This is a genomic window from Clostridium sp. AM49-4BH (genome assembly GCF_003478335.1).
GTDB lineage: Bacteria > Bacillota > Clostridia > Lachnospirales > Lachnospiraceae > Butyribacter.
In genome coordinates this window covers 1-22,640 of sequence record NZ_QUFB01000031.1, presented here as the reverse complement: position 1 = coordinate 22,640, position 22,640 = coordinate 1, and the positions used below count along the sequence as shown (strand labels likewise).

The 22,640-nt window shown below is 42.7% G+C and carries 18 protein-coding genes; 15 read left to right on the top strand and 3 right to left on the bottom strand.

Annotation, left to right across the window (positions count from 1 at the left end; genetic code table 11):
* Positions 1-7: 7 nt before the first annotated feature.
* From asnB to nadC, 7 genes are all read left to right on the top strand, one after another.
* On the top strand, positions 8-1,858 hold the full coding sequence (gene asnB / locus DW981_RS09625) for an asparagine synthase (glutamine-hydrolyzing) (protein WP_118507557.1): 1,851 nt from the start codon (positions 8-10) through the stop codon (positions 1,856-1,858).
* Positions 1,859-2,223: 365 nt separating this feature from the next.
* Positions 2,224-3,204 carry a hypothetical protein gene (locus DW981_RS09620; protein ID WP_118507556.1) on the top strand — a complete coding sequence of 327 codons (981 nt, stop codon included), beginning with the start codon at positions 2,224-2,226 and terminating at the stop codon, positions 3,202-3,204.
* Positions 3,205-3,292: 88 nt separating this feature from the next.
* Positions 3,293-3,727, top strand: coding sequence for a hypothetical protein (locus DW981_RS09615; RefSeq protein WP_118507555.1), 435 nt, complete (start codon positions 3,293-3,295; stop codon positions 3,725-3,727).
* 216 nt (positions 3,728-3,943) lie between these two features.
* Positions 3,944-6,346, top strand: coding sequence for a N,N'-diacetylchitobiose phosphorylase (locus DW981_RS09610; RefSeq protein WP_118507554.1), 2,403 nt, complete (start codon positions 3,944-3,946; stop codon positions 6,344-6,346).
* Between the two features lie 161 nt (positions 6,347-6,507).
* Positions 6,508-7,935, top strand: a complete 1,428-nt coding sequence (hydG, locus tag DW981_RS09605) for a [FeFe] hydrogenase H-cluster radical SAM maturase HydG (RefSeq protein ID WP_243034712.1) — start codon at positions 6,508-6,510, stop codon at positions 7,933-7,935.
* A gap of 55 nt (positions 7,936-7,990) precedes the next feature.
* The gene (locus DW981_RS09600) at positions 7,991-9,289 is read left to right on the top strand and encodes an L-aspartate oxidase (RefSeq protein WP_118507552.1); all 1,299 of its coding nucleotides are present in this window, start codon (positions 7,991-7,993) and stop codon (positions 9,287-9,289) included.
* Between the two features lie 110 nt (positions 9,290-9,399).
* Positions 9,400-10,254, top strand: a complete 855-nt coding sequence (nadC, locus tag DW981_RS09595) for a carboxylating nicotinate-nucleotide diphosphorylase (RefSeq protein WP_118507566.1) — start codon at positions 9,400-9,402, stop codon at positions 10,252-10,254.
* Positions 10,255-10,404: 150 nt separating this feature from the next.
* Here nadC and xylB read toward each other — a convergent pair whose 3' ends face one another.
* Both xylB and DW981_RS09585 read right to left on the bottom strand, forming a co-directional pair.
* Positions 10,405-11,934: a xylulokinase gene (gene xylB, locus DW981_RS09590; protein WP_118507551.1), complete on the bottom strand. Its 1,530-nt coding sequence runs from the start codon at positions 11,932-11,934 to the stop codon at positions 10,405-10,407.
* 107 nt (positions 11,935-12,041) lie between these two features.
* Positions 12,042-13,532: an L-fucose/L-arabinose isomerase family protein gene (locus DW981_RS09585; RefSeq protein ID WP_022026133.1), complete on the bottom strand. Its 1,491-nt coding sequence runs from the start codon at positions 13,530-13,532 to the stop codon at positions 12,042-12,044.
* A 253-nt stretch (positions 13,533-13,785) separates the two neighbouring features.
* Between DW981_RS09585 and DW981_RS09580 the strand changes: the two genes are divergently transcribed.
* The 8 genes from DW981_RS09580 to DW981_RS09545 all read left to right on the top strand — a co-directional run bounded on the left by DW981_RS09580 (position 13,786) and on the right by DW981_RS09545 (position 21,747).
* Positions 13,786-15,219 carry an ABC transporter ATP-binding protein gene (locus tag DW981_RS09580; protein WP_347474558.1) on the top strand — a complete coding sequence of 478 codons (1,434 nt, stop codon included), beginning with the start codon at positions 13,786-13,788 and terminating at the stop codon, positions 15,217-15,219.
* Positions 15,220-15,269: 50 nt separating this feature from the next.
* On the top strand, positions 15,270-16,064 hold the full coding sequence (locus tag DW981_RS09575; protein ID WP_118507549.1) for an ABC transporter permease: 795 nt from the start codon (positions 15,270-15,272) through the stop codon (positions 16,062-16,064).
* Positions 16,061-16,858, top strand: coding sequence for an ABC transporter permease subunit (locus tag DW981_RS09570; protein WP_347474557.1), 798 nt, complete (start codon positions 16,061-16,063; stop codon positions 16,856-16,858). Before DW981_RS09575 ends, DW981_RS09570 begins: the two co-directional genes overlap by 4 nt.
* A 44-nt stretch (positions 16,859-16,902) precedes the next feature.
* A complete protein-coding gene (locus tag DW981_RS09565; RefSeq protein ID WP_243034710.1) occupies positions 16,903-18,306 on the top strand; it encodes an ABC transporter substrate-binding protein in 1,404 nt (467 codons plus the stop codon).
* A gap of 388 nt (positions 18,307-18,694) precedes the next feature.
* Complete coding sequence (locus DW981_RS09560; RefSeq protein WP_022026138.1) at positions 18,695-18,907, top strand: FeoA family protein; 213 nt, start codon at positions 18,695-18,697, stop codon at positions 18,905-18,907.
* Positions 18,908-18,946: 39 nt separating this feature from the next.
* A complete protein-coding gene (locus DW981_RS09555; protein ID WP_118507547.1) occupies positions 18,947-20,956 on the top strand; it encodes a ferrous iron transporter B in 2,010 nt (669 codons plus the stop codon).
* 93 nt (positions 20,957-21,049) lie between these two features.
* Positions 21,050-21,229, top strand: a complete 180-nt coding sequence (locus tag DW981_RS09550; protein ID WP_243034709.1) for a FeoB-associated Cys-rich membrane protein — start codon at positions 21,050-21,052, stop codon at positions 21,227-21,229.
* 137 nt (positions 21,230-21,366) lie between these two features.
* Positions 21,367-21,747 carry a heavy-metal-associated domain-containing protein gene (locus DW981_RS09545; RefSeq protein WP_118507546.1) on the top strand — a complete coding sequence of 127 codons (381 nt, stop codon included), beginning with the start codon at positions 21,367-21,369 and terminating at the stop codon, positions 21,745-21,747.
* Between the two features lie 116 nt (positions 21,748-21,863).
* Here the strand turns inward: DW981_RS09545 and DW981_RS09540 are convergent, their stop codons facing one another.
* On the bottom strand, positions 21,864-22,469 hold the full coding sequence (locus DW981_RS09540; RefSeq protein ID WP_118507545.1) for a nucleoside recognition protein: 606 nt from the start codon (positions 22,467-22,469) through the stop codon (positions 21,864-21,866).
* Positions 22,470-22,640: the final 171 nt, after the last annotated feature.

The following is a 22,640-nucleotide window of genomic DNA, read 5'->3' as shown; positions in this document are numbered from 1 at the left end:
TTAGTATATGTGTGGAATTGCGGGATTTTTTGATGGAAATGCAGACTTTACAGCAAATCGTGAAAAGTATGAAAACATATTACAAAAGATGCAGCAAAGTATTTTGCATCGTGGACCGGATGAGCAGGGGATCTACTTAGGAAAACGGGCGGGATTAGCGCATACCAGACTTTCGATCATTGACCTCAAAGATGGCTCCCAGCCTATGAGCAGACGCAGAGGAAAGAATTCTTATCAGATTGTTTATAATGGCGAGATCTATAATGCAGGGGAACTTCGCAAAACGTTGCAGCAGAAGGGATGGCGTTTTCAGACTACATCAGATACAGAAGTGATCTTGTTGGCTTTTTTGGAATATGGACCGGAGTTTGTCATACGGCTTAATGGTATTTTTGCCTTTGCTATTTTGGATGAACGGCATGATACCTTATATTTGTATCGGGATTCTTTTGGAATCAAGCCATTGTTTTATACGCAGCAAAATGGAATGGTACTGTTTGGATCGGAACCCAAAGCGATCCTGTCGTATCCGGGTGTGAAAGCGCAGCTTGATGAGAAAGGATTATGTGAGCTGCTTGGTATGGGACCGGCTCGTATACCGGGGTCGGGATTGTATCATGGATTTTCGGAAGTCAAACCGGGCTGTTATCTGACCGTGAATCGTTATGGCTTGCAAAACAGACAGTATTGGAGATTGTCCAGTCATCCACATGAAGATGATTACGATACGACCATTGCCAAAACAAGACAGATGTTAGTTGATGTCATTGAGCGTCAAATGGTATCGGATGTGCCGATATGTACTTTTTTGTCCGGCGGGGTGGATTCCAGTGTGGTTTCTGCTGTGTGTGCAGCCAAACTGCGCAGGCAGGGGAAACAGCTTGTCACGTATTCGTTTGATTTTACCGGTAATCAAAAATATTTCAAAGCCAATTCTTTCCAGCCATCTCAGGATCGGCCGTACGTTGACAAAATGGTCGAATACCTGGGATCGGAACATCATTATTTAGAGTGTGATTATCAAACACAGGCAGATCTGCTGTATGATTCTGTGGAAGCGCACGATATGCCATGTATGGCGGATGTAGATTCTTCATTGGTGTATTTTTGCCAGTTGGTCGGTAGACAGCATAAGGTGGTTTTGACCGGAGAATGTGCAGATGAAGTATTTGGTGGATATCCGTGGTTTCACCGGGAAGAATTTTTGCAGAGTGGGACGTTTCCATGGACGCCGGATCTTGCACCTCGTAAAATGCTATTGTTAGACGAGGTACGTGAGAGCTTGCCGATGGACGCGTTTGTACAGGAAATGTATGACCGGTCGGTACGAGAGGTGACGATCCTTCCCGGAGAAGATGAGATCGAAACGAATCGCAGGCAGATCGGTTATTTGAACATTCGTTATTTTATGCAGACACTGCTCAATCGCATGGACAGAACAAGTATGCATTCCGGACTGGAAGCAAGAGTACCATTTGCCGATCGTGCATTGGTTGACTATATATTTAATGTTCCTTGGGAAATGAAAGCCAAAGACGGACTGGTAAAAAATGTGCTTAGGCAGGCTTCGCGGGGACTGTTGCCGGATGAAATATTGTTTCGACGCAAAAGCCCATATCCTAAGAGTTATGATCCGTATTATGAAACATTATTGGGAACAAGACTGCAGCAGGAAATTGAAGACTCGAAAGCGCCGATCCTGCAGATCGTGGATCGAAAGAAAGTACAAAAGTTTATCGACAGCACCAAAGATTATGGAAAACCTTGGTATGGACAGTTGATGGCAGGTCCACAGATGTTAGCATATTTGTTGCAGATTAATTATTGGTTAAAAACGTATTCCGTAGAACTGATCTAGCACAGCACCGAAATTTGCATCTTATCTTGGACTGGTACCGGGAGAGGATTCCAGTGTTATAGCAGTCAGATAAGCCGATGCAAACCGGCGTAATGCCGGGAACTGATATACCGAAGCTCTTTTTTGGTGCTTTCAGAAAATAAAAATTTGTGGTGATTTTTGCAAATTTACCCTTGACAAAAGTCATCACATATCAGTTTGAATTCTTAAGAATTATTAAGATTACGCTGCTATTGTTGACAAGGTAACAGACCTATGGTGTACTAAAGATGTAACTAACGGAAGTTCTGTATAAAGTAGATTGTTTTTTGTATCTAAAGTATCTATTTTTACATGTGAAAAGTGACATGGGTAAGGAGGAGCAAATGAAAAAGAAACGAATAAGGAAAGGTCGGGTGATTACTATGAAAAGAATGATCAAAGGGATGGTGCTTGTGGCATTGGCATTGACCGTAGTATTGGGACTGGAAAGCAGAGTTGATGCTGCGGGCAGGACGGTACGCATTTCAAAAAAGAATTTTCCAAGTAAAGCTGTTCGTGTAGAGTTGAAACAGCGATGGGATGAGGATAGTGATGGGAAACTCAGTCCATCTGAAATCAAGAAGGTAAAATATTTAAGTGTTTTTGCGTCAGAGGATGAGAAAAAGACATCACTAAAAGGAATGCAATACTTTTACAATTTGAAGAGTGTTGATTTGTATGCTAAGACGATGAATCATATTGATCTGCGAAAAAATAAAAAGCTGGAGAGCTTGGAAATCTCCGGGAAAAAATTATCCGGTCTAAAATTTTATGGCAGGAACTTGAAAACAGTGGATATCAGTGTAGAGCAATATAAAGGGGATCTTAATTTGAGAAATCTGCCAAAATTAGAAAAAGTCTCTATATCATCGGATGGCAAATATAATAAAATAGACTTATCTGGTTCTAAGGTGCAATCAATTGATATTGGAGATCATTGGACAAGTGTGAAGTATCTTGATTTCTCTAATTGCAAGAGGCTGCAATATGCAACGGTGCAATTGCGTAATCTTGGCAAGATGAAAATGAAAGGTTCTAATGGATTGAGATCATTGGATTTGGAGACGTATTATCCTGAGGACAGTACAATTCGAAAGGTTGATGTGAGTCGTATGAGAGATTTAGTATTTCTTAATCTGTCCGGAAGTAAAATATCACAATTGTCTGTAAAAAATAATAAGAAATTAGAGGTGTTGAATGTTCACGGTACTAATCTTAAAAAGTTGAATCTATCTGTGAACAAAAAGCTGCAGACATTAGATGTTGGCAGTACGAAGATTAAAAAATTGGATTTGTCTGCCAACAAAAAAAATACGAGAACTTGATGTAAGCCACACGAAAATTAGAACGTTAAATCTCTCGGCTAACAAAAAAATACGAGAATTTCGTTGCGGAAATAATAGGATAACAAAGATGTTTTCCCTGCCAAATCCGGAACGAGTGGAGCTGTTAGATATCAGCAATACGAAGATGAAAAGCCCTAATTTAAAACGGTATACTGCATTGAAAGAATTATATGCCAACGGTATTTCGGCGACTTCCTTGGATCTAAAAAAATGTCGAAAATTAGAGTACATTTATTTGAACGATACGAAATATTTGAAAAGGTTGGATCTTTCGAAGCAGAAGCTTTTGATCAATGTAGAATTTAGGAGAAGTAATGTAGAGGAGCTTGATATCCGTGCTACTACGAGAGTTTGTGATCAGGATGAGATGGGGCGTGGCATTGGATTTGATGATTGTAAAAAACTTCGTAAGGTCATTCACAACAAAAATTGGCGATATCTGTATTGGTTTCAAAATAGTGCAGAGGCCGAAGGATTGAATGTTATGTGGATTTCCGTATAAATGGTCATTCCTTACAGTGCACAGATCAAAATAATGTTAATAAATGTGAAGAATGTTCTTGAACTGGGCGGTTTGGTGTCGTATAATGATAAAGATGTACCATTATGAGAAAATGTCTGGAGCGCCTGTTGCGACAATAGGTGGCAGGCAAGATCTGCAAAGAAACAGTATAGAACTGGAATTTACAAAATATTTCATTTTAAGGAGGAACAAACTATGAATTTCGGCTATTTTGATGACGACAACAGAGAGTATGTCATCACCAAACCAAACACACCGGCACCTTGGTGTAACTATCTTGGCTCACCGGAGTATGGCGCAATCATTTCGAATAACGCAGGTGGATACAGCTTCGTAAAGAGTGGAGCGAATGGACGTATTTTGCGTTATCACTTCAACAGTGATGATACACCGGGCCGTTATATCTATCTTCGTGATGATGAGAATGGTGACTATTGGTCAGCATCCTGGCAGCCGGTTGGCAAGGACTTAAACGAATATAAGAGCGAAGTTCATCACGGTACTGCTTATACAAAGATGTTTGCAGAGTATGCCGGAATTAAATCAGAGGCAATGTATTATGTGCCATTGAATAAAGTATATGAAGTATGGTGCTGTAAAGTAACCAATACATCAGACAAGCCTAGAAAGATTTCTGTATTCGGTTATGCAGAACTTTCTAACGATGACAATTACAATCAGGATCAGGTAAACCTGCAGTATTCTCTCTGCACGACCAACACCAGCTTCCGCAAGAACAAGATCTATCAGCAGATCAACTTAAACTGGTACAAAGGTCCGGACGGAAGTAATGGTAAAGAGCGTTTCTTCGGTCTGGCAGGACAGCCTGTGACATCTTACAACGGTGATAAGGAAGCTTTCATTGGTTTGTACCATGATTACGGCAATCCGGTAGCAGTAGAGCGTGGTAAATGCGATGGCGTATGCAATTACAACGAGAACAGTTGTGGTGCACTGCATACAGCATTAGAGCTTGCTCCGGGCGAGACAAAGACGATGGCATTCTTACTTGGTAAGTACAAAGAGTCTGATGCAGATAAGATCATTGCTGCATATGAAGATGTTTCCGTATGTGACAAAGAGATCGAGGAGTTAAAGAAATACTGGCATGCTAAGCTTGAGAACTTCAAGATCAATACACCAAGCCCGGCATTTAACAGTATGGTAAATACATGGAATGCATATCAGTGCTTCTTAACCTTTACTTGGTCCAGAGCAGCATCTTTCATTTATTGTGGTGAGAGAAACGGATATGGTTATCGTGATACTGTTCAGGATATTCAGGGTGTTATTCATACTGATCCAGAGGCAGCTTTGGATAAGATCCGTTTTATGTTATCTGCGCAGGTAGATAATGGTGGCGGACTTCCATTAGTTCGTTTTGATCATGAGGAGCGTGCAGGACACGAGGGCACACCGGACGATCCAGATTATGTACGCGAGACAGGCCATCCGGCTTATCGTGCAGACGATGCATTATGGTTGTTCCCGACAGTTTATAAGTACATTTCTGAGACAGGTAATCTGGACTTTATGGATGAGGAGATCACTTGGTCTAATATTGAGAAGAAAGCAACGGTTTATGAGCATTTGCAGAAAGCAATTGATTTCTCAATGAACCATTTGGGACCACACGGCCTTCCGGCAGGATTGCATGCAGACTGGAACGATTGTCTCCGTCTTGGTGCACAGGGTGAGTCTTCTTTCGTAGCATTGCAGCTTTACTATGCATTTACGATCATGCGTTACTTTGCAGAGAAGAAGAACGATACAGAGTATATTGCATATTTGGATAAGACACAGAAAGAGATTGGCGATAAGATCAACGATCTGTGGTGGGAAGATGACCGCTACAATCGTGGATTTAAGGATACCGGCGAATTGATCGGTTCCAAGAACGATCCGGAAGCAAGTATGTGGCTCAATCCACAGACTTGGGCAGTTATCTCCGGTCATGCTTCCAAAGAGCAGGCTGAGATTGCAATGGAATCTGTAGAGCGTGAGTTGAATACAGCGTATGGTGCTAAGGTAATGGCACCATCTTATGTAGATCATTATTTTGATGGCGCATTGGCTGGTTTGTTCCCACCATCAACCAAAGAGAATGGTGGTATTTTCTCTCAGACACAGGGCTGGTTGATCTTGGCAGAAGCTTTGATGGGACATGGTGACAAAGCATTCCGGTATTTTGAGGAAAGTTCACCATCTTCTCAGAACGACAAGGCTGAGATCCGTAAATTGGAGCCATATGTACACGGACAGTACACAGAGGGTGACGAGAGCCCATTCCATGGACGTTCTCATGTACACTGGCTGACTGGAACAGCTTCCACTTGTATGGTAGGCTGCGTTGAGGGTATCTGCGGTATCCGTCCTGATTTAGATGGACTTCGTGTTGCTCCAACGATCCCAAGTGATTGGAAAGAAATGACAATGGAAAAGAATTTCCGTGGCAAGAAAGTCGTTATCAAAGTAGAAAATCCGAACGGCGCACAGGCTGGATTTAAGGAGTTCTATATCAATGGTGAGAAGCAGGATGATAATTACATCCCTGCAGACAAGCTTACTGATGTTACAGAAGTAAGAATGGTAATGTAATCACCAAATCCTTAGTTCTTAAGGCGCAGGTATTTGCCTGACATTAAGACATGAAGTGAGTTGGATATCTGTATACGAGGAAGTGTACAGTGCTTAATAATGCAAAAAAGACGCCTCATGCCTTTGGTATGAGGTGTCTTTTCGTAATGGAGGATGAGGAAATGAGTAGTTATAGTTACGACCCAAAATCATTAAAAGCAGAAGAGTTTATCAATCACGAAGAAATCTTAGAGTCTCTCGATTATGCCGAGAAGAATAAAAATAACAAGGAGCTTCTTCGGCAGATCCTCGATAAGGCAAAACTGGCAAAGGGTATCAGCCATAAGGAAGCGGCTGTGTTAATGCAGTGTGACATTCCGGAAGTTAATGAAGAGATTACAAAATTAGCAATGGAGATCAAAGAAAAGTTTTACGGACAGCGTATTGTCATGTTTGCTCCACTGTATTTGTCAAATTATTGTGTCAATGGATGTACCTATTGTCCGTATCATCACAAAAATAAGCATATTCCTCGTATCAAACTGACTCAGGAGCAGATCCGTGATGAGGTTATCGCATTGCAGGATATGGGACATAAGCGTCTCGCAATCGAAGCGGGCGAGGATCCGGTCAACAATCCACTGGAATATATCTTGGAAAGTATTGAAACCATCTACAGCATTAAGCATAAGAATGGCGCCATTCGTCGTGTGAATGTCAATATTGCTGCTACAACTGTAGAAAATTATACCAAATTAAAAAATGCCGGCATTGGAACGTATATCCTGTTTCAGGAGACATACAACAAAGAATCTTATGAACAGCTTCATCCAACCGGACCAAAGCATGATTACGCTTACCATACAGAGGCGATGGACCGAGCTATGGAAGGTGGCATTGATGATGTCGGACTGGGTGTATTGTTTGGCCTGGAGGGCTATATGTATGAATTGGTCGGCATTTTGATGCATGCGGAACATTTGGAAGCAGCACAGGGAGTTGGCCCGCATACGATCAGCGTACCGCGTATCTGTCCGGCAGATGACATTGACACTGCAGACTTTAGCAATGCAGTACCGGATGAGATCTTTGAAAAGATCGTTGCGGTGATCCGTATTGCGGTACCATACACCGGAATGATCGTATCAACACGCGAGTCACAGCGCACACGTGAAAAAGTGTTGAAACTTGGTATTTCTCAGATCAGTGGAGGATCCCGTACGAGTGTCGGCGGATATACAGAGCCGGTGCGTGATGACAGTTCAGCGCAGTTTGATGTGAGTGATACAAGAAGTCTGGATGAGGTAGTTAATTGGCTGATGAAGCTTGGCTATGTACCAAGTTTTTGTACTGCCTGTTATCGTGCGGGGCGTACCGGTGACCGTTTCATGTCTCTTTTGAAGTCAGGACAGATTGTAAACTGCTGTCACCCTAATGCGTTAATGACTCTGAAAGAATATTTGGAAGATTATGCATCGCCGGAGACAAAGAAAATTGGTGAAGAATTGATCGCAAAAGAAATCTTAAAAGTACCAAATGAGAAGGTACGTGCCAAGGCAATGGAATATTTGTCTGAATTAAATGATGGGAAAAGAGATTTCCGCTTTTAAGGTGTGCGCAAGTATGCTATAATGAGCCTAAAAACAACCAAAAGATAGGTGGACAATGGAAAAAATAAAGACAGATGTAGTTGTTGTCGGGACGGGTGCTGCAGGATTGTATCATGCGCTGCATCTTCCGAAAGAACTGCAAATATGTATGATAACCAAAGATGAAGTTGATCGGAGTGATTCTTTTTTAGCGCAGGGGGGAATGTGTATGCTGCGTGACGAAGAGGACTATGACGGCTATTTTGAAGATACGATGCGGGCAGGCCATTATGAGAACGATCCGAAATCTGTAGAGATCATGATACGTTCTTCGAGGCAGATCGCTAAGGAGTTGCTCGGTTATGGCGTAGATTTTGAACGAGATGACAATGGATTGGTGTTTACCCGCGAGGGTGGACATGGAAGACCGCGCATCCTGTTTCATGAAGACATTACCGGCAAGGAGATCACCAGCACTTTGTTGGAAAGGGTCAGAGAACGCAGTAATATTACGATCTTAGAGCATACGACGATGATCGATATTATAGAGAATGAGTCAGGATGTGCCGGGATTGTAGCGAAAATGTCAGATGGAACTTTGCGGGAGATGTATGCAAAGTTTACGGTTCTTGCCAGCGGTGGTCTTGGCGGTTTGTACCAGCACTCGACAAATTTCCGGCATATTACCGGTGATGCGCTTGCAATCGCATTATGTCATGGGATAGAGATGGAACATATTGACTATATTCAGATCCATCCGACAACGTTATATTCCGAGAAGCCGGGACGGAGATTTCTTATTTCTGAATCGGTTCGAGGAGAAGGTGCAATACTGCTTGACAAAAATAAGCAGAGATTTTGTGATGAATTGCAGCCACGAGATGTAGTGACAGCGGAGATTCATAAACAAATGAAAAAGGATGGAACGCCTTTTGTATGGCTTTCCATGGAAAAGATACCGGAGGAAGAGATCCGCAGTCATTTTCCAAATATTATGCAGCAGTGTTTGGAAGAGGGATATGATCCGACGAAAGAATGTATTCCGGTTGTTCCCGCGCAGCATTATTTCATGGGCGGAATACATGTAGACCATGAGAGTAAGACAAGCATGAACCGTTTGTATGCTGTCGGTGAGACATCCTGCAATGGCGTACATGGAAAGAATCGTCTTGCCAGCAATTCCTTGTTAGAATCTATGGTATTTGCAGAGCGTGCAGCAGTCCAGATTAAGGAACTTTTGCCGGATACCGACTGGGAGCAGATCATGGATGGTTCTCCGGTTGATGAAGCAAAATATAAGGACTTGAAAGGCTTGCAGCAACATTATAAAGATGTGGTTTTGCAGGAAATCGAGGCAGAGAAGAAACGACATTAGAAACCAAGCAATGATGTTGCAGGTCGGGCAGCAATGATGTGATGACATTTATAGCAGGGTTGCCGGAAGTTGATAGAGACGAAGCAACAGATGATAGACAGGAGGATGAGATGAAAGATCCGATTACATATCGTGTCAATGCTGATCGATTGATCCGCATGGCATTGGAGGAAGATATTACAAGCGAAGATTTATCTACGAATTGTGTGATGCCGGAGTACCAGAAGGGCGAGGTGCAGTTGATCTGTAAACAGGATGGCGTTATTGCCGGACTTGGTGTGTTTAAACGTGTATTTGAATTGTTAGATGATACGGTAAGCTTTGATATGCGTGTGGAAGATGGCGATGAAGTTACAGTGGGTCAGTTAATGGCCGTTGTTACTGGAGATATTCGTGCATTGCTGTCCGGAGAGAGAACAGCATTAAATTACTTGCAGCGCATGAGCGGTATTGCTACGTATACACGATCCATTGCCAAGATGTTAGAGGGCAGTGGCACGACATTGTTAGATACCCGCAAAACCACACCAAATATGCGCATTTTTGAAAAATATGCTGTGAAAGTAGGTGGCGGCAGCAATCATCGTTTTAACCTTTCAGATGGTGTTATGTTGAAGGACAATCACATTGGCGCAGCAGGAAGCATTACGAAAGCGGTCAAGATGGCGAAAGAATACGCATCTTTCGTGCATAAGATCGAGGTGGAAGTTGAGAACTTGGACATGGTAAAGGAAGCGGTAGAAGCGGGCGCTGATATTATTATGTTGGATAACATGTCTCCGGAACAGATGAAAGAAGCCATCCGGATCATTGATGGCAGAGCGTTGACCGAATGTTCCGGCAATGTTACCAAAGAAAATATTCAGAATATGATCGATGTTGGTGTGGATTATGTTTCAAGTGGAGCATTGACACATTCTGCACCGATTATGGACATATCCTTAAAAAATCTTCATGCAATTTAAGGAATTATAAACGGCTAAAAAACGGCGAAAGATGATATTGCATCTTTCGCCGTTTCAATTTTCCTTAAAAATAAGGTGCCAAATTATATTTTGACACCTTATGAAATCGTGTGTTTATACAATAGTAATTGTGGTTTTATTACCGGGCAATTACAGTTTTGCTAACTCTTGGAACTGATCCTTTAAGCATGTATATAGATTCTTGTAGATCTGATGATACTTATCATACTCTGCTGTTGCCTTTGGATCAGCATGGCATTCCTTCGCAGGATCAGTGTGGATCATCTGACGGCAAGCGGATTCTACGCTTTCGTACAGTCCGGCACCAACACCGGCAAGAATAGCAACACCGAGAGCAGGACCTTCTGTTGCGGTTACGGTCTTAACGTCGCAGCCAAACATATCAGCCATCATCTGACGCTGAACGGCATTCTTGGCACCGCCGCCACAAGCCATCATTTCAGAAACTTCGATTCCCATTTCCTTGATGATATCGTTGCAGTCTGTCAAAGAGTACTGAATACCTTCCATTACGGCTCTAGCCATATCAGCGGTTGTATGCATACTGGATAAACCGAAGAATACGCCACGGCAGTTTGGATCGACATGAGGCGTTCTCTCACCATTTAAGTATGGGAGGTAGATCAAACGGTTTGCTCCGATCGGAGTTTTCTGTACATCTGCATTGATCAGATCAAAAGCACCGCATCCCTGCTCTTTTGCCTTGCGAGCATACTCTGTTCCGATATTTTCCTGGAACCAAGCGAGGGAATATCCGGCAGCCTGTGTTACACCCATAACATGCCATGCACCTGGAACAGCGCAGCAGAAAGTATGTACACGACCCTTAGGATCAATAGAGATGTTGTTGCTGTGTGCGAAAACGACACCACTTGTACCGATCGTGGTAAATGCTTTACCGTCCTCTACGACGCCGGTACCTACAGCAGCGGCAGCATTATCGCCGGCACCACCTACGACAACAGTAGAAGTAGAAAGACCTGTCTTAGCAGCAATCTCTGGTAAGATCGTTCCGGTTACTTCCGGAGATTCATATACTTTTGCAAGAAGACTCTTGTCGATATCTAAGATCTCAAGAAGTTCATCAGACCACTGGCGTTTTGGTACATCCAACAGCTGCATACCGGAAGCATCAGAAACCTCTGTTGCAAATTCACCGGTCAAGATGTAACGAACATAATCCTTTGGCAGAAGAATGTGTTTACATTTTGCGTAGTTTTCAGGCTCGTTATTACGAACCCACAGAATCTTAGAAGCAGTAAATCCTGTCATGGCAGGGTTGGCTGTGATCTCGATCAACTTTTCAGCGCCAACTTTTTCTGTCATTTCTTCACATTCTTTTTCGGTACGCTGGTCACACCAAATGATGGAAGGACGGATCACCTCGCCCTGCTCGTCGAGCATGACAAGACCGTGCATCTGACCGGAGATACCAAGACCCTTGATATCATCTGCAGCGACACCGGAATCTTTTACGACTTTTGTGATCGTCTCTAACGCAGCATCACGCCAGTCTTCCGGTTTCTGCTCTGCCCAGCCGTTGTGTGGTGTGTACAAAGGATAGTCTTTGCTTGCGGAAGCAATTACTTCTCCCTTTTCATCGAAAAGTACGGTTTTGGTTGAGGATGTTCCCAAATCAATACCAATTAAATAGTTCATATGAAACCTCCTTCGGTTAAAATGTTTTGTATTTTTACACGGAAAGACACGCTGCCGAAACAGTGTGTCTTTCCTATAAATGTTACTATATTATTGTAAGGATCAGATTACATAAATGGATTCTCTGTCTTGTAAAGCATTCCCTTAGGCTGGTTGAAGCCGATCTCATCTACATCAACACCGATGTATTTGAATACTTCGTAAAGAGCCTTTCCATAATGACCGAATGCTACAGCACCATGATGAGGGTAGTTGCCTTCGATCAATACATGACGGTAGAAACGACCCATCTCTGGGATTGCGAAGATACCGATCGCACCAAAGGAACGAGTTGCAACCGGAAGAACTTCACCGTGTGCGATGTAAGCACGAAGTTTTGCATCAGCAGTACTCTGCAGACGGAAGAAAGTGATGTCTCCAGGTACAATGTCTCCCTCGAGAGTTCCGTTTGTAACCTCCTCCGGAAGAGAACGAGCCATGATCATCTGGTTCTTCATCTCGCAGAAGGAAAGCTTTGTGGAAGCTGTGTTACCACAGTGGAATCCCATGAAAGTATCTTTCAATGTGTAATCGAATTTGCCCTTGATATCTTCTTCGTAAATATCCGGTGTAACAGTATTGTTAATGTCGAGAAGAGTAACCGCATCGTTGCTGACAACAGTTCCGATAAACTCACTCAATGCACCATAGATATCAACTTCGCAGGAAACAGGGATACCCATCTTTGTCAGACGGCTGTTTACATAGCAAGGAACGAAACCAAACTGTGTCTGGAATGCAGGCCAGCATTTACCGGCGATCGCAACGAACTCACGGTATCCTTTGTGATCCTCGATCCAGTCAAGGAGAGTGATCTCATACTGAGCAAGTTTCTCAAGGATCTCAGGTTTCTTGTTGCCTGCGCCAAGCTCTGCTTCCATATCCTTAACAACATCAGGGATACGAGCATCTCCGGCATGGTTATTGAATGCTTCAAACAAGTCAAGCTCAGAGTTCTCTTCAATTTCAACATTCAAGTTGTAAAGCTGCTGGATAGGAGCATTACAAGCTAAGAAGTTCAATGGACGAGGACCAAAGCTGATGATCTTTAAGTGATCCAAAGCGTAGATTGCTTTTGCAATCGGAACGAACTCATGGATCATATCAGCGCATTCCTCAGCGTTTCCTACCGGATACTCTGGGATATAAGCTTTTACATTGCGAAGCTTTAAGTTATAGCTTGCATTTAACATACCGCAGTAAGCATCACCACGACCCTGTACCAGGCCGCCATCCTTGGATGTCTCTTCTGCAGCAGCTACGAACATCTTAGGTCCATCAAAGTGTTTTGCAAGTAATGTCTCAGAGATCTCCGGACCAAAGTTACCAAGGTATACGCAAAGTGCGTTACATCCGGCTTTCTTAATATCCTCCAAGGCCTGTACCATGTGGATCTCGCTCTCAACGATACAAACAGGACATTCATAAATGTCAGCCTCATCATATTTTGCCTTGTAAGCTTCTACAAGGTTCTTTCTTCTTGTGACAGAGAGTGACTCTGGGAAGCAGTCTCTGCTCACAGCTACAATACCAATTTTCATTTTAGGCATGTTGTTCATAATATTATTTCGTCCTTTCTTGATTTAAGTATTACCGGAAGAATATGTGGATCTTAAGTGTGGGATCCGCAAAAAATATACTGCGGCCCGGCAACCGCTCGCTATGAAATATTTTATCTCATTTCTGCATATTTTGCAATGGAAAAAAGAGTGGATATTCGGACAAAAAACTGGAGAAAATTCCCCATAAAATATTGACCTTCGCAGGATACTAGAGTAATATTCCATTAGATTATGCATGTGGAGGATGACTATGGGAGATTACATTATTGAATTAAAAAATATTTCCAAATGTTATGAGGGGGACACTGCCGCCGTTGATAATGTTTCTTTATCGATCGCAAAAGGTGAATTTGTAACGTTATTAGGTCCGTCCGGGTGTGGCAAGACGACGATCCTGCGAATGATCGGTGGATTTGAGCTGCCGACGTCCGGTCAGATATTGCTGGGCGGTAAGGATATCAGTAAACTGCCACCCAATGAGCGTCCGATCAACACCGTATTTCAGAAATATGCGTTATTTCCTTATTTGAATATATATGACAACATTGCGTTTGGCCTCAAGCTAAAGAAATTACCCAAAGATGTCATTGACGAGAAGGTGCGCCATGTATTAGATGTGGTGGATCTGGAGGGCTTTGAAAGGCGCCGGGTGCATACGTTATCCGGTGGTCAGCAGCAGCGTGTGGCGATTGCACGTGCGATCGTCAACGAGCCGGAGATCTTGCTTTTGGATGAACCGCTTGGCGCATTGGATTACAAAATGCGCAAAGAGATGCAGCTGGAGCTGAAATTAATGCATGAACAACTTGGCATCACATTTATTTTTGTGACGCACGATCAAGAGGAAGCACTTACCATGTCGGATAAGATCGTTGTCATGTCCAATGGTGAGATTCAGCAGGTTGGTACGCCGGAGGAGATCTACGATGAGCCAAAGAATGCTTTTGTAGCGGATTTTATCGGAGAAAGCAATATCTTTAACGGTGTTATGACAGGGCACAAGAAGGTCTCTTTCTGCCAAACAGAGTTTGATTGTGTGGATGACATTAAAGAGGGACTGCGTGTACAGGCGGTGATCCGTCCGGAAGACGTTGTTTTGACGGAGGTCGGCAAGGGAAAACTTCAGGGCGAGGTGCTGTCTTCTATATTTAAAGGAACCTTTCATGAGATCACGGTCCTGCACAATGAGAAAGATGAGATTGTCGCTCAGGCTTCCGGAGATATTGCCAAGGGAACGAAAGTTGGCGTTGATATCTTGCCGGATAGCATTCATTTGATGCATTTTAATGAAAAGGCAAATCATTTCATCGGCATGATCGATGATGCGATGCGTATTCGTCTGGTGGATGGAAGTATCAAAGTGGATATGACAAAGCTTTTTCCGGGTTCGACATTGCAGGATGGAGTTCTTTATGATAAGAGCGGTCATCCGATCGAGACAGAGGGACGCAAGGTGGTTGTCTATATAAATCCAAGACAGGCGCAGCTTAGCGATGACCCACAAGTTGGTTTGGTACAGGGGCATATTGATTCGTTGATCTATATGGGAGATCATTATAGTTATGAAGTACGTTCAAGCAATGATGAGTTGTATTTTGTATATGATGAATATTTGTGGAACATTGGAGATTACGTTAGTGTTGTCGTGCCGGATACAGGCATCAGCGTTACATTAGCAGAGTGATCATTTATTAGTGCTACCTTGGTAGCGTGATCATTTCATGGAGGAGACAGATGCATTTTACAAGAAAACAGTTAGGGATTCCGTATATCCTGTTTTTGATATTGTTTGTCGTACTGCCATTGTTTGTTGTGCTTTATTACGCATTTACTGATGGACAGGGACAATTTACCGTAGAGAACTTTCAACATTTTTTTACAAATGGAAAAACATTAGGAACGTTATTTTATAGTTTCGTGATCGCATTGCTGACGACAACCGTTTGTTTGTTCATTGCGTATCCGACAGCGTATATTCTGGCAAGAGGGGGATTTCGCAAAAGTGGTGTATGGATGCTTCTTTTGGTGACGCCGATGTGGATCAATTTTACGCTTCGTATCACGGCACTCAAAGAAGTGTTAAACCTGATCGAGGGTAACTTGGCATTTCACCCGCTGTTTAATGCGGTGCTGTGCATGGTCTATGACTTTTTGCCATTTATGATCCTGCCGATCTATACGGTGCTGTTGAAGTTAGATGGCGCACTGCCGGAGGCGGCAGCAGATCTTGGGGCAAAACGTCATCAGGTGTTTTTTAAGGTGATCCTGCCGCTCAGTATGCCGGGGATCATCAGCGGTGTGACAATGGTGTTTTTGCCGGCAATGACGAATTATGTTGTATTAGACATGGTGTATAACAGTACGTATATCATGGGAAGTCTGATCGGAAGTTACTTCAATACCTATGATTGGAATAACGGCTCTATGATCTCAATGGTACTGCTGCTCATTATTTTTGCCATCACTTGGATCACCGGCAAAATAACCGGTGATGATGCGGATATTCAGCGGGGAGGTGCAGCTTTGTGAAAAAGAAAGGATTACAGACAGTGTGGCTTATGCTTGTCGTTGCATTTTTGTATCTGCCGATCTTGATCTTAGCGGTGTATAGTTTTACAAAGTCGACGATGATCGGATCAATCCGTGGATTTTCTGTGCATAATTATGTCACGTTATTTACGACCAAAGAGCTGACAGATATGATCATAGGCACAGTTTTTCTGGCACTTTTGGTAGCTGTATTATCCAGTATATTAGGGACGTTAGGTGCAATAGGAATTTTTTACTCTTCCAAAAAGACACGCATGAGTATCGAACTCATGAATCAGATACCGGTAGTTAATTCGGATGTTGTGACTGGATTTTCGATATGTGTACTGTTGATCGTTTTTGCCGGGATCGATAAAGATACTTATATTCCGTTGATCGTCGGACAGACGGTATTATGTACGCCATTTGTGTATTTGTCAGTGCTTCCTAAACTAAAGCAGATGGATCCGGATATGTATATGGCGGCATTAGATCTTGGCTGTACTCCGGCAAAGGCACTTCGTACCGTAATCTTTCGGGAGCTGGTACCGGGTATTGCGGCAGGCTTTATGACTGCAGTGACCTTGTCGTTAGATGATTATTTCATAACTACGTATACCAAACCTGCTACGTTTAATACGATCAGTACGTATGTGGTTAATGCGACACGTGGAGCGCGGACAGAGATCAAGACGGCTCTTTGGGCGCTGTCAACGGTAATATTTTTGCTGGTGGTGCTATTTGTGGTTGTGATAAACAGCAAAGATCTAAAAAAGTCGACAAATGTAGAATGACAGAATAAATGTATAACGATTGTAGAAAGGAATGTAGAAAAACCGTGAAAAAAGGAATTGCATTGTGTGTTTTGTTCTTGCTGTCAGCATTGTGTGTCGGTTGTGGAAAGCAGTCGGAAGATGATGTGACAGTACTTCGCGTGGCGAATTGGGAGGAATACATTGATGAGGGCGGCTGGTCTGAGGATGAGACGATCGAGCTTGCGGACGGCACGAAAATTCTCGGAAAGGAAGAGATGACGGAGCTGTTTGAACAATGGTATGAAAAGAAATACGGTGAAAAAGTCAAAGTGGAATATTCCACGTTTGGCACAAATGAAGATTTGTACAATCAGCTAACTTTGGGAGATACTTTTGATCTGATCTGTCCATCAGAATATATGATCATGAAGTTGATGAAAGAGCATCGATTGGAACCGTTTTCGAGCAGTTTTTATGACACCTCGGATCCGGATAACTACTATGCGAAAGGAGTTTCCCCTTATATAAGGAAACGTTTTGATGAGTTAAAGATTGACGGAGAAGAGTTATCCAAGTATGGTGCAGGTTATATGTGGGGAACAATGGGGATTGTCTATAATCCAAAGGAAGTGGATGAAAAAGATACCGATCATTGGTCCATGTTGTTGGATACCAAATATCGTAAACGTATCACGATGAAAGACAGTATCCGAGATTCCTATATTGTGGCGCAGGCAATCCGCAAAGAAAAGGAGCTGTCTTCAAAGCAGTTTACACAGGCTCCTGATTATTCGAATCGTCTTTTTGAGGAAATGAATGATACGAGTGTGAAAGCAGTGGATGAGATTCAGGAGATCCTTGGAGATATGCGCGAAAATGCGTATTCGCTGGAGACAGACAGTGGTAAAGCGGATATGGTTACCGGCAAAGTCGTTGCCAATATGCAGTGGTCCGGTGATGGTGTGTATACCATGGATCAGGCGGAAGAAGATGGGCTTGAGCTGAGCTTTGCCGTACCGAAGGAAGCCTCGAATCTGTGGTTTGACGGCTGGTGTATGCTTAAAAAAGGCGTTCGGTCGGATGCAAAGAAGCAGCAGGCTGCAGAAGCCTTTGTAAATTTCTTGTCCCGCCCCGACAATGTGATCAAGAATATGTATTATATCGGTTATACTTCCGTGATTTCCGGTGGTGACAGTCCTTTGATCTATGAATACGCAGACTGGTGTTATGGTGCAGAAGATGAAGATACGGATACTGTGCCATATTCGTTAAGGTATTTCTTTACTGAAGAAGATGAGAATGCTTCACAGGACTATGTGCTGCAAGTGCCTGTAGGTGAGGAACGCAGACAGGTGTTTGCCGGTTATCCGCCGCGTGATGTGATCACGCGCAGTGCGATCATGCAATGTTTTGACGATGAACAAAATAAACGTATTTCCAGAATGTGGACAAATATTCGTTGTTTTGAATGGGAAGATCTATTTTGACATTATAATCCTATCTTCAAAAAGCTGCCGCTTTGTAAGGCAGCTTTTTTACTTTATAGGAAACTTTTCGTTTCCTATAAAGTAAAAAACGCTCCGCGAGGATGCGCATCTCGCGGAGAAGAAGTTAGCTGTAAACAGCACCGCTCGAGCGCGAAAGAGTCGCAAGCGACTCTATGTTCTATTTGTTCTATTTCTTTTTGAAAAAATTTATATTTTTGTTGACAAAAGAAAAAGATTGTATTAAATTATTATAGGGTTAGATAGAGCTAACCTAAATATGTGTCAACTTTCGCACAATAGATAGACCTAACAAAAGAAAGTCACAACAGATTACTGTTAGTAATGAACTATATTGTGCGAGGAAGGACAGGAACGGAAAGGAAAACATATGACTCTGAATGATGCAGTAGAAGGAAAAGAATATGTAGTAAAAGAGATTGCAACAAACGATGATGAAATGAGTGCATTCTTATTCTCACTTGGGTGCTACAGTGGTGAGCCGATTACTGTCGTTGCACGTAAAAGGAGAAATCTGGTGGTTTCAATCAAGGACGCCAGATACAACATTGATATTGAACTGGCGAAAGCTATTTTAATATAAAGAATTTGATAATTTGTCATTTTACAAGGAGGTTTCGTTATGAGAATTGCGTTAACCGGTAATCCCAATAGTGGAAAGACCACTATGTACAACGCATTAACGGGAAGAAATGAAAAGATCGGTAACTGGGCTGGTGTTACCGTTGATAAGAAAGAAAGCCAGATCAAGAAGGCGTATTACGACGGCTCCAAAGAGTTGATCGCAGTCGATCTTCCGGGTGCATACTCCATGTCACCATTTACATCAGAGGAGAGCATTACAAGCGGTTATGTAAAGAACGAGCATCCGGATGTTATTATTAACATCGTAGATGCTACCAATTTGAGCCGTAGCTTGTTCTTTACAACACAGCTTTTGGAACTTGGTGTTCCGGTTGTCGTAGCTTTGAATAAGAGCGATATTAATGAGAAGAAAGAGACAAAGATCAATACAGAGCTGTTGTCTCAGAAACTTGGCTGTCCGGTACTCAAAACAGTATCCACATCGGATGAGGGACTGAAAGAAGTTGTTGCTCAGGCTGCTGAGTTAGAGGGCGCAGGTCAGAAAGCACCGTATGTACAGGGTGATGTGAATCTTCATGACAAAGATGAGGTAGAGGCTGCTGATAGAAAGCGTTTTGCATTTGTAAATGCAATTGTGAAAGAAGTAGAGAATCGTAAAGTGCTTACAAAGGATAAGACAATTGGAGATAAGATTGATTCCGTTATCACGCATCCTGTAATCGGTATTGCAATCTTTGCAGTAGTAATGTACTTAGTATTCTACATTTCACAGTCTACTTTAGGTACATATTTGGCAGATATCCTGACCGGCTGGATCGAACAGTTCCAGGGTTGGGCGACCGATAGTTTGGAAAAAGCAAACGCAAGTGCATTCTTAGTATCTCTGCTTTGTGATGGTATCATTGGTGGTGTAGGTGCCGTAGTTGGTTTCCTTCCACTCGTAATGGTAATGTACTTCCTTATCGCATTGCTTGAGGATTGTGGTTATATGTCACGTGCAACAGTCGTACTGGATCCGATCTTTAAGAGAGTAGGTCTTTCCGGTAAATCTGTTATCCCTATGATCATCGGTACCGGTTGTGGTATCCCCGCTGTCATGGCATGTCGTACCATTAAGAATGAGCGTGAGCGCAGAACAACCGCGATGCTTACAACATTTATGCCATGTGGCGCTAAGATGCCGGTAATCGCATTGTTTGCAGGAGCATTCTTCCCGAAATCAAAATGGGTAGGTCCATTGATGTATTTCGTTGGTATTATTTTGATACTTTTAGGTGCATTGCTTATCAAAGCAGTTACCGGTATGAAATATAGAAAGTCATTCTTCATCATTGAGCTTCCGGAATATAAGATCCCAAGCTTGAAGATCGGTGTTTTATCTATGTTAAATCGTGGTAAAGCGTATATCGTTAAGGCTGGTACCGTAATCCTTGTATGTAATACAGTAGTACAGTTGATGCAGTCCTTTAACTGGCATCTTCAGGCAATCGAAGAGGGACAGGAGAGCACTTCTATCCTGGCAAGTGTTGCCGGCCCGTTTGCTTATCTGTTAGTACCTGTCGTTGGAATTGTATCATGGCAGCTTGCAGCAGCAGCGATCACGGGATTTATAGCTAAGGAGAATGTAGTTGGTACAATCGCTACCTGCTTTGCAATTACAAACTTCATCGATACTGATGAGCTTGCATTAGTAGGTTCCGGTAATGCGGTAGCTGATGTTATGAGATTGACAAAAGTGGCGGCTCTTGCATACTTAATGTTCAACCTTTATACACCACCATGTTTTGCAGCACTTGGTGCTATGAACTCTGAGATGCAGAGTGGTAAGTGGCTGCTTGGTGGTATCTGCTTACAGCTTGCAACAGGCTTCACAGTTGGATATTTGGTATACCAGATCGGTACAATGATCGTCTCAGGACCTGCAGCAGTTCTTTCTACTCCTGGTTTCTACGCAGGATTGATCGCAATTGCTATCTTTGCGGCAGTGATCGTTAGTCTGATCATCAAAGGTAACAGAGCTATTGATGCAGAATATCAATTAGATTAATATATATATGAAAACTTCATGACGTCAGAAGATATGGCAACATATCTTCCGGCGTGGAAGATTTCATAGAATCAATAGAAAGGGATGGTTATTGTGGGAAGCATTATTGCAAACCTGATCGCAATATTGGTTATTGCGCTTATTTTAGGAGTGTCGATCTTTTATATTGTCAAATCTAAGAAAAAGGGTGTAAGATGCATTGGCTGTCCTTCGGCAGGTTCCTGCACAAAGTATTGCGGAGCTAAGCCAAAGAAAACAAAACAGAAAAAATAGTGATGGGACCGTTTGTTTTGCAAAAAACAGGCGGTCTTTTCTCTATATGATCAGATGGATGGTTATGCCTCTTTACAAACAGCGGTGCTTTGGGGGGCGGAAAAAGATAGCAGAGTTAGAAAGGCCAGGTGGTAAATATGGTAAATTATTTGACAGCACAGGCATCGGGCAATTGGATTGCAATCGTGATCATTGTGATCATTTTGATCCCGGCAATCCGTACGACAGTCAAACATATGAAAGGGGAAGGAGACTGTTGTGGAGGACCAAAGGAAAAGGTACCAAAGAAAAAGATGGATGGTCCGAAGCTTCGAGAGCTTACTGTTCATATTGAAGGAATGCATTGCCAGAATTGCAAAAATCGTATTGAGAAACATGTCAATGATCTGGACGGTGTGATCTGTAAAGTGAAACTGAATAAAAAAATAGCCGTCGTATCTCTATACAAAGACGTCGATGAATCGCTCATCAAGGATACGATAGAAAAGCTTGATTTTACTGTTGTAGGTATGGAGTAGGACGATGGAAAAACTTGTTTCATGTCATAAGTATGGAACAGGATAATGAAAAAACTCCATTTTTCTGTCGTAAGTAAGGAGTAGAATAGGGGATAGGCAGTGCATAACTGCACCGCCTATTTTTCTCCCTTACGGCACATGATCCTGCAAAAAATAATAGCGACGATCGTACTGATAGTGGTGGCGATCAGACCAGGGAACACAACGGCTGCAGGATTGACGGAACCGTATTGGGAACGGTAAGCAATCGTGCTGACCGGAATCAACTGCAGCGATGAAATATTAATGATCAAAAAAGTGCACATTTCATCGGAAGCCTTGCGGATCGGTCTGCCTGTATCAGAAAGACGCTCCCGCTCTATTTTTGCCAGTTCTTTCATAGCTTTCAGTCCCATAGGAGTCGCTGCCCAGCCCAGCCCTAATAAATTAGCAACGATATTAGCGCTGATGTACTCTTTTGCAATATGATCTTTTGGAATGCGTGGAAATAGAAAATGCAGGACAGGGTCCAGTTTTCTGGTGATCTGGTCTAACAGGCCGGAACGTTTGGCAATCTCGATCAATCCTGTCCACATAGACATAATGCCGAGCATAGTGATCACCATTGTTACAGCTTCGCCTGTACTGTCAATAGCCGCATTGCTAAGAGCCTCCACCTCGCCGGTCAGTATGCCAAATCCAATACCGATCAGTATCATATACCCCCAAAGATAATTAAGCATAACCATCCTCACAATATCATGGATTTATTTAACACATATGAAAAAGGCAGATGGATTATTCCCAATGGCATTAAGTTAAGGAAATCTCACATCACAGAAATGTGGTGTGGGATTTTTTTTGCAATAAACTATTGACAAATCAGTCATAAAATGCGGCCGCTTTAGCTACTG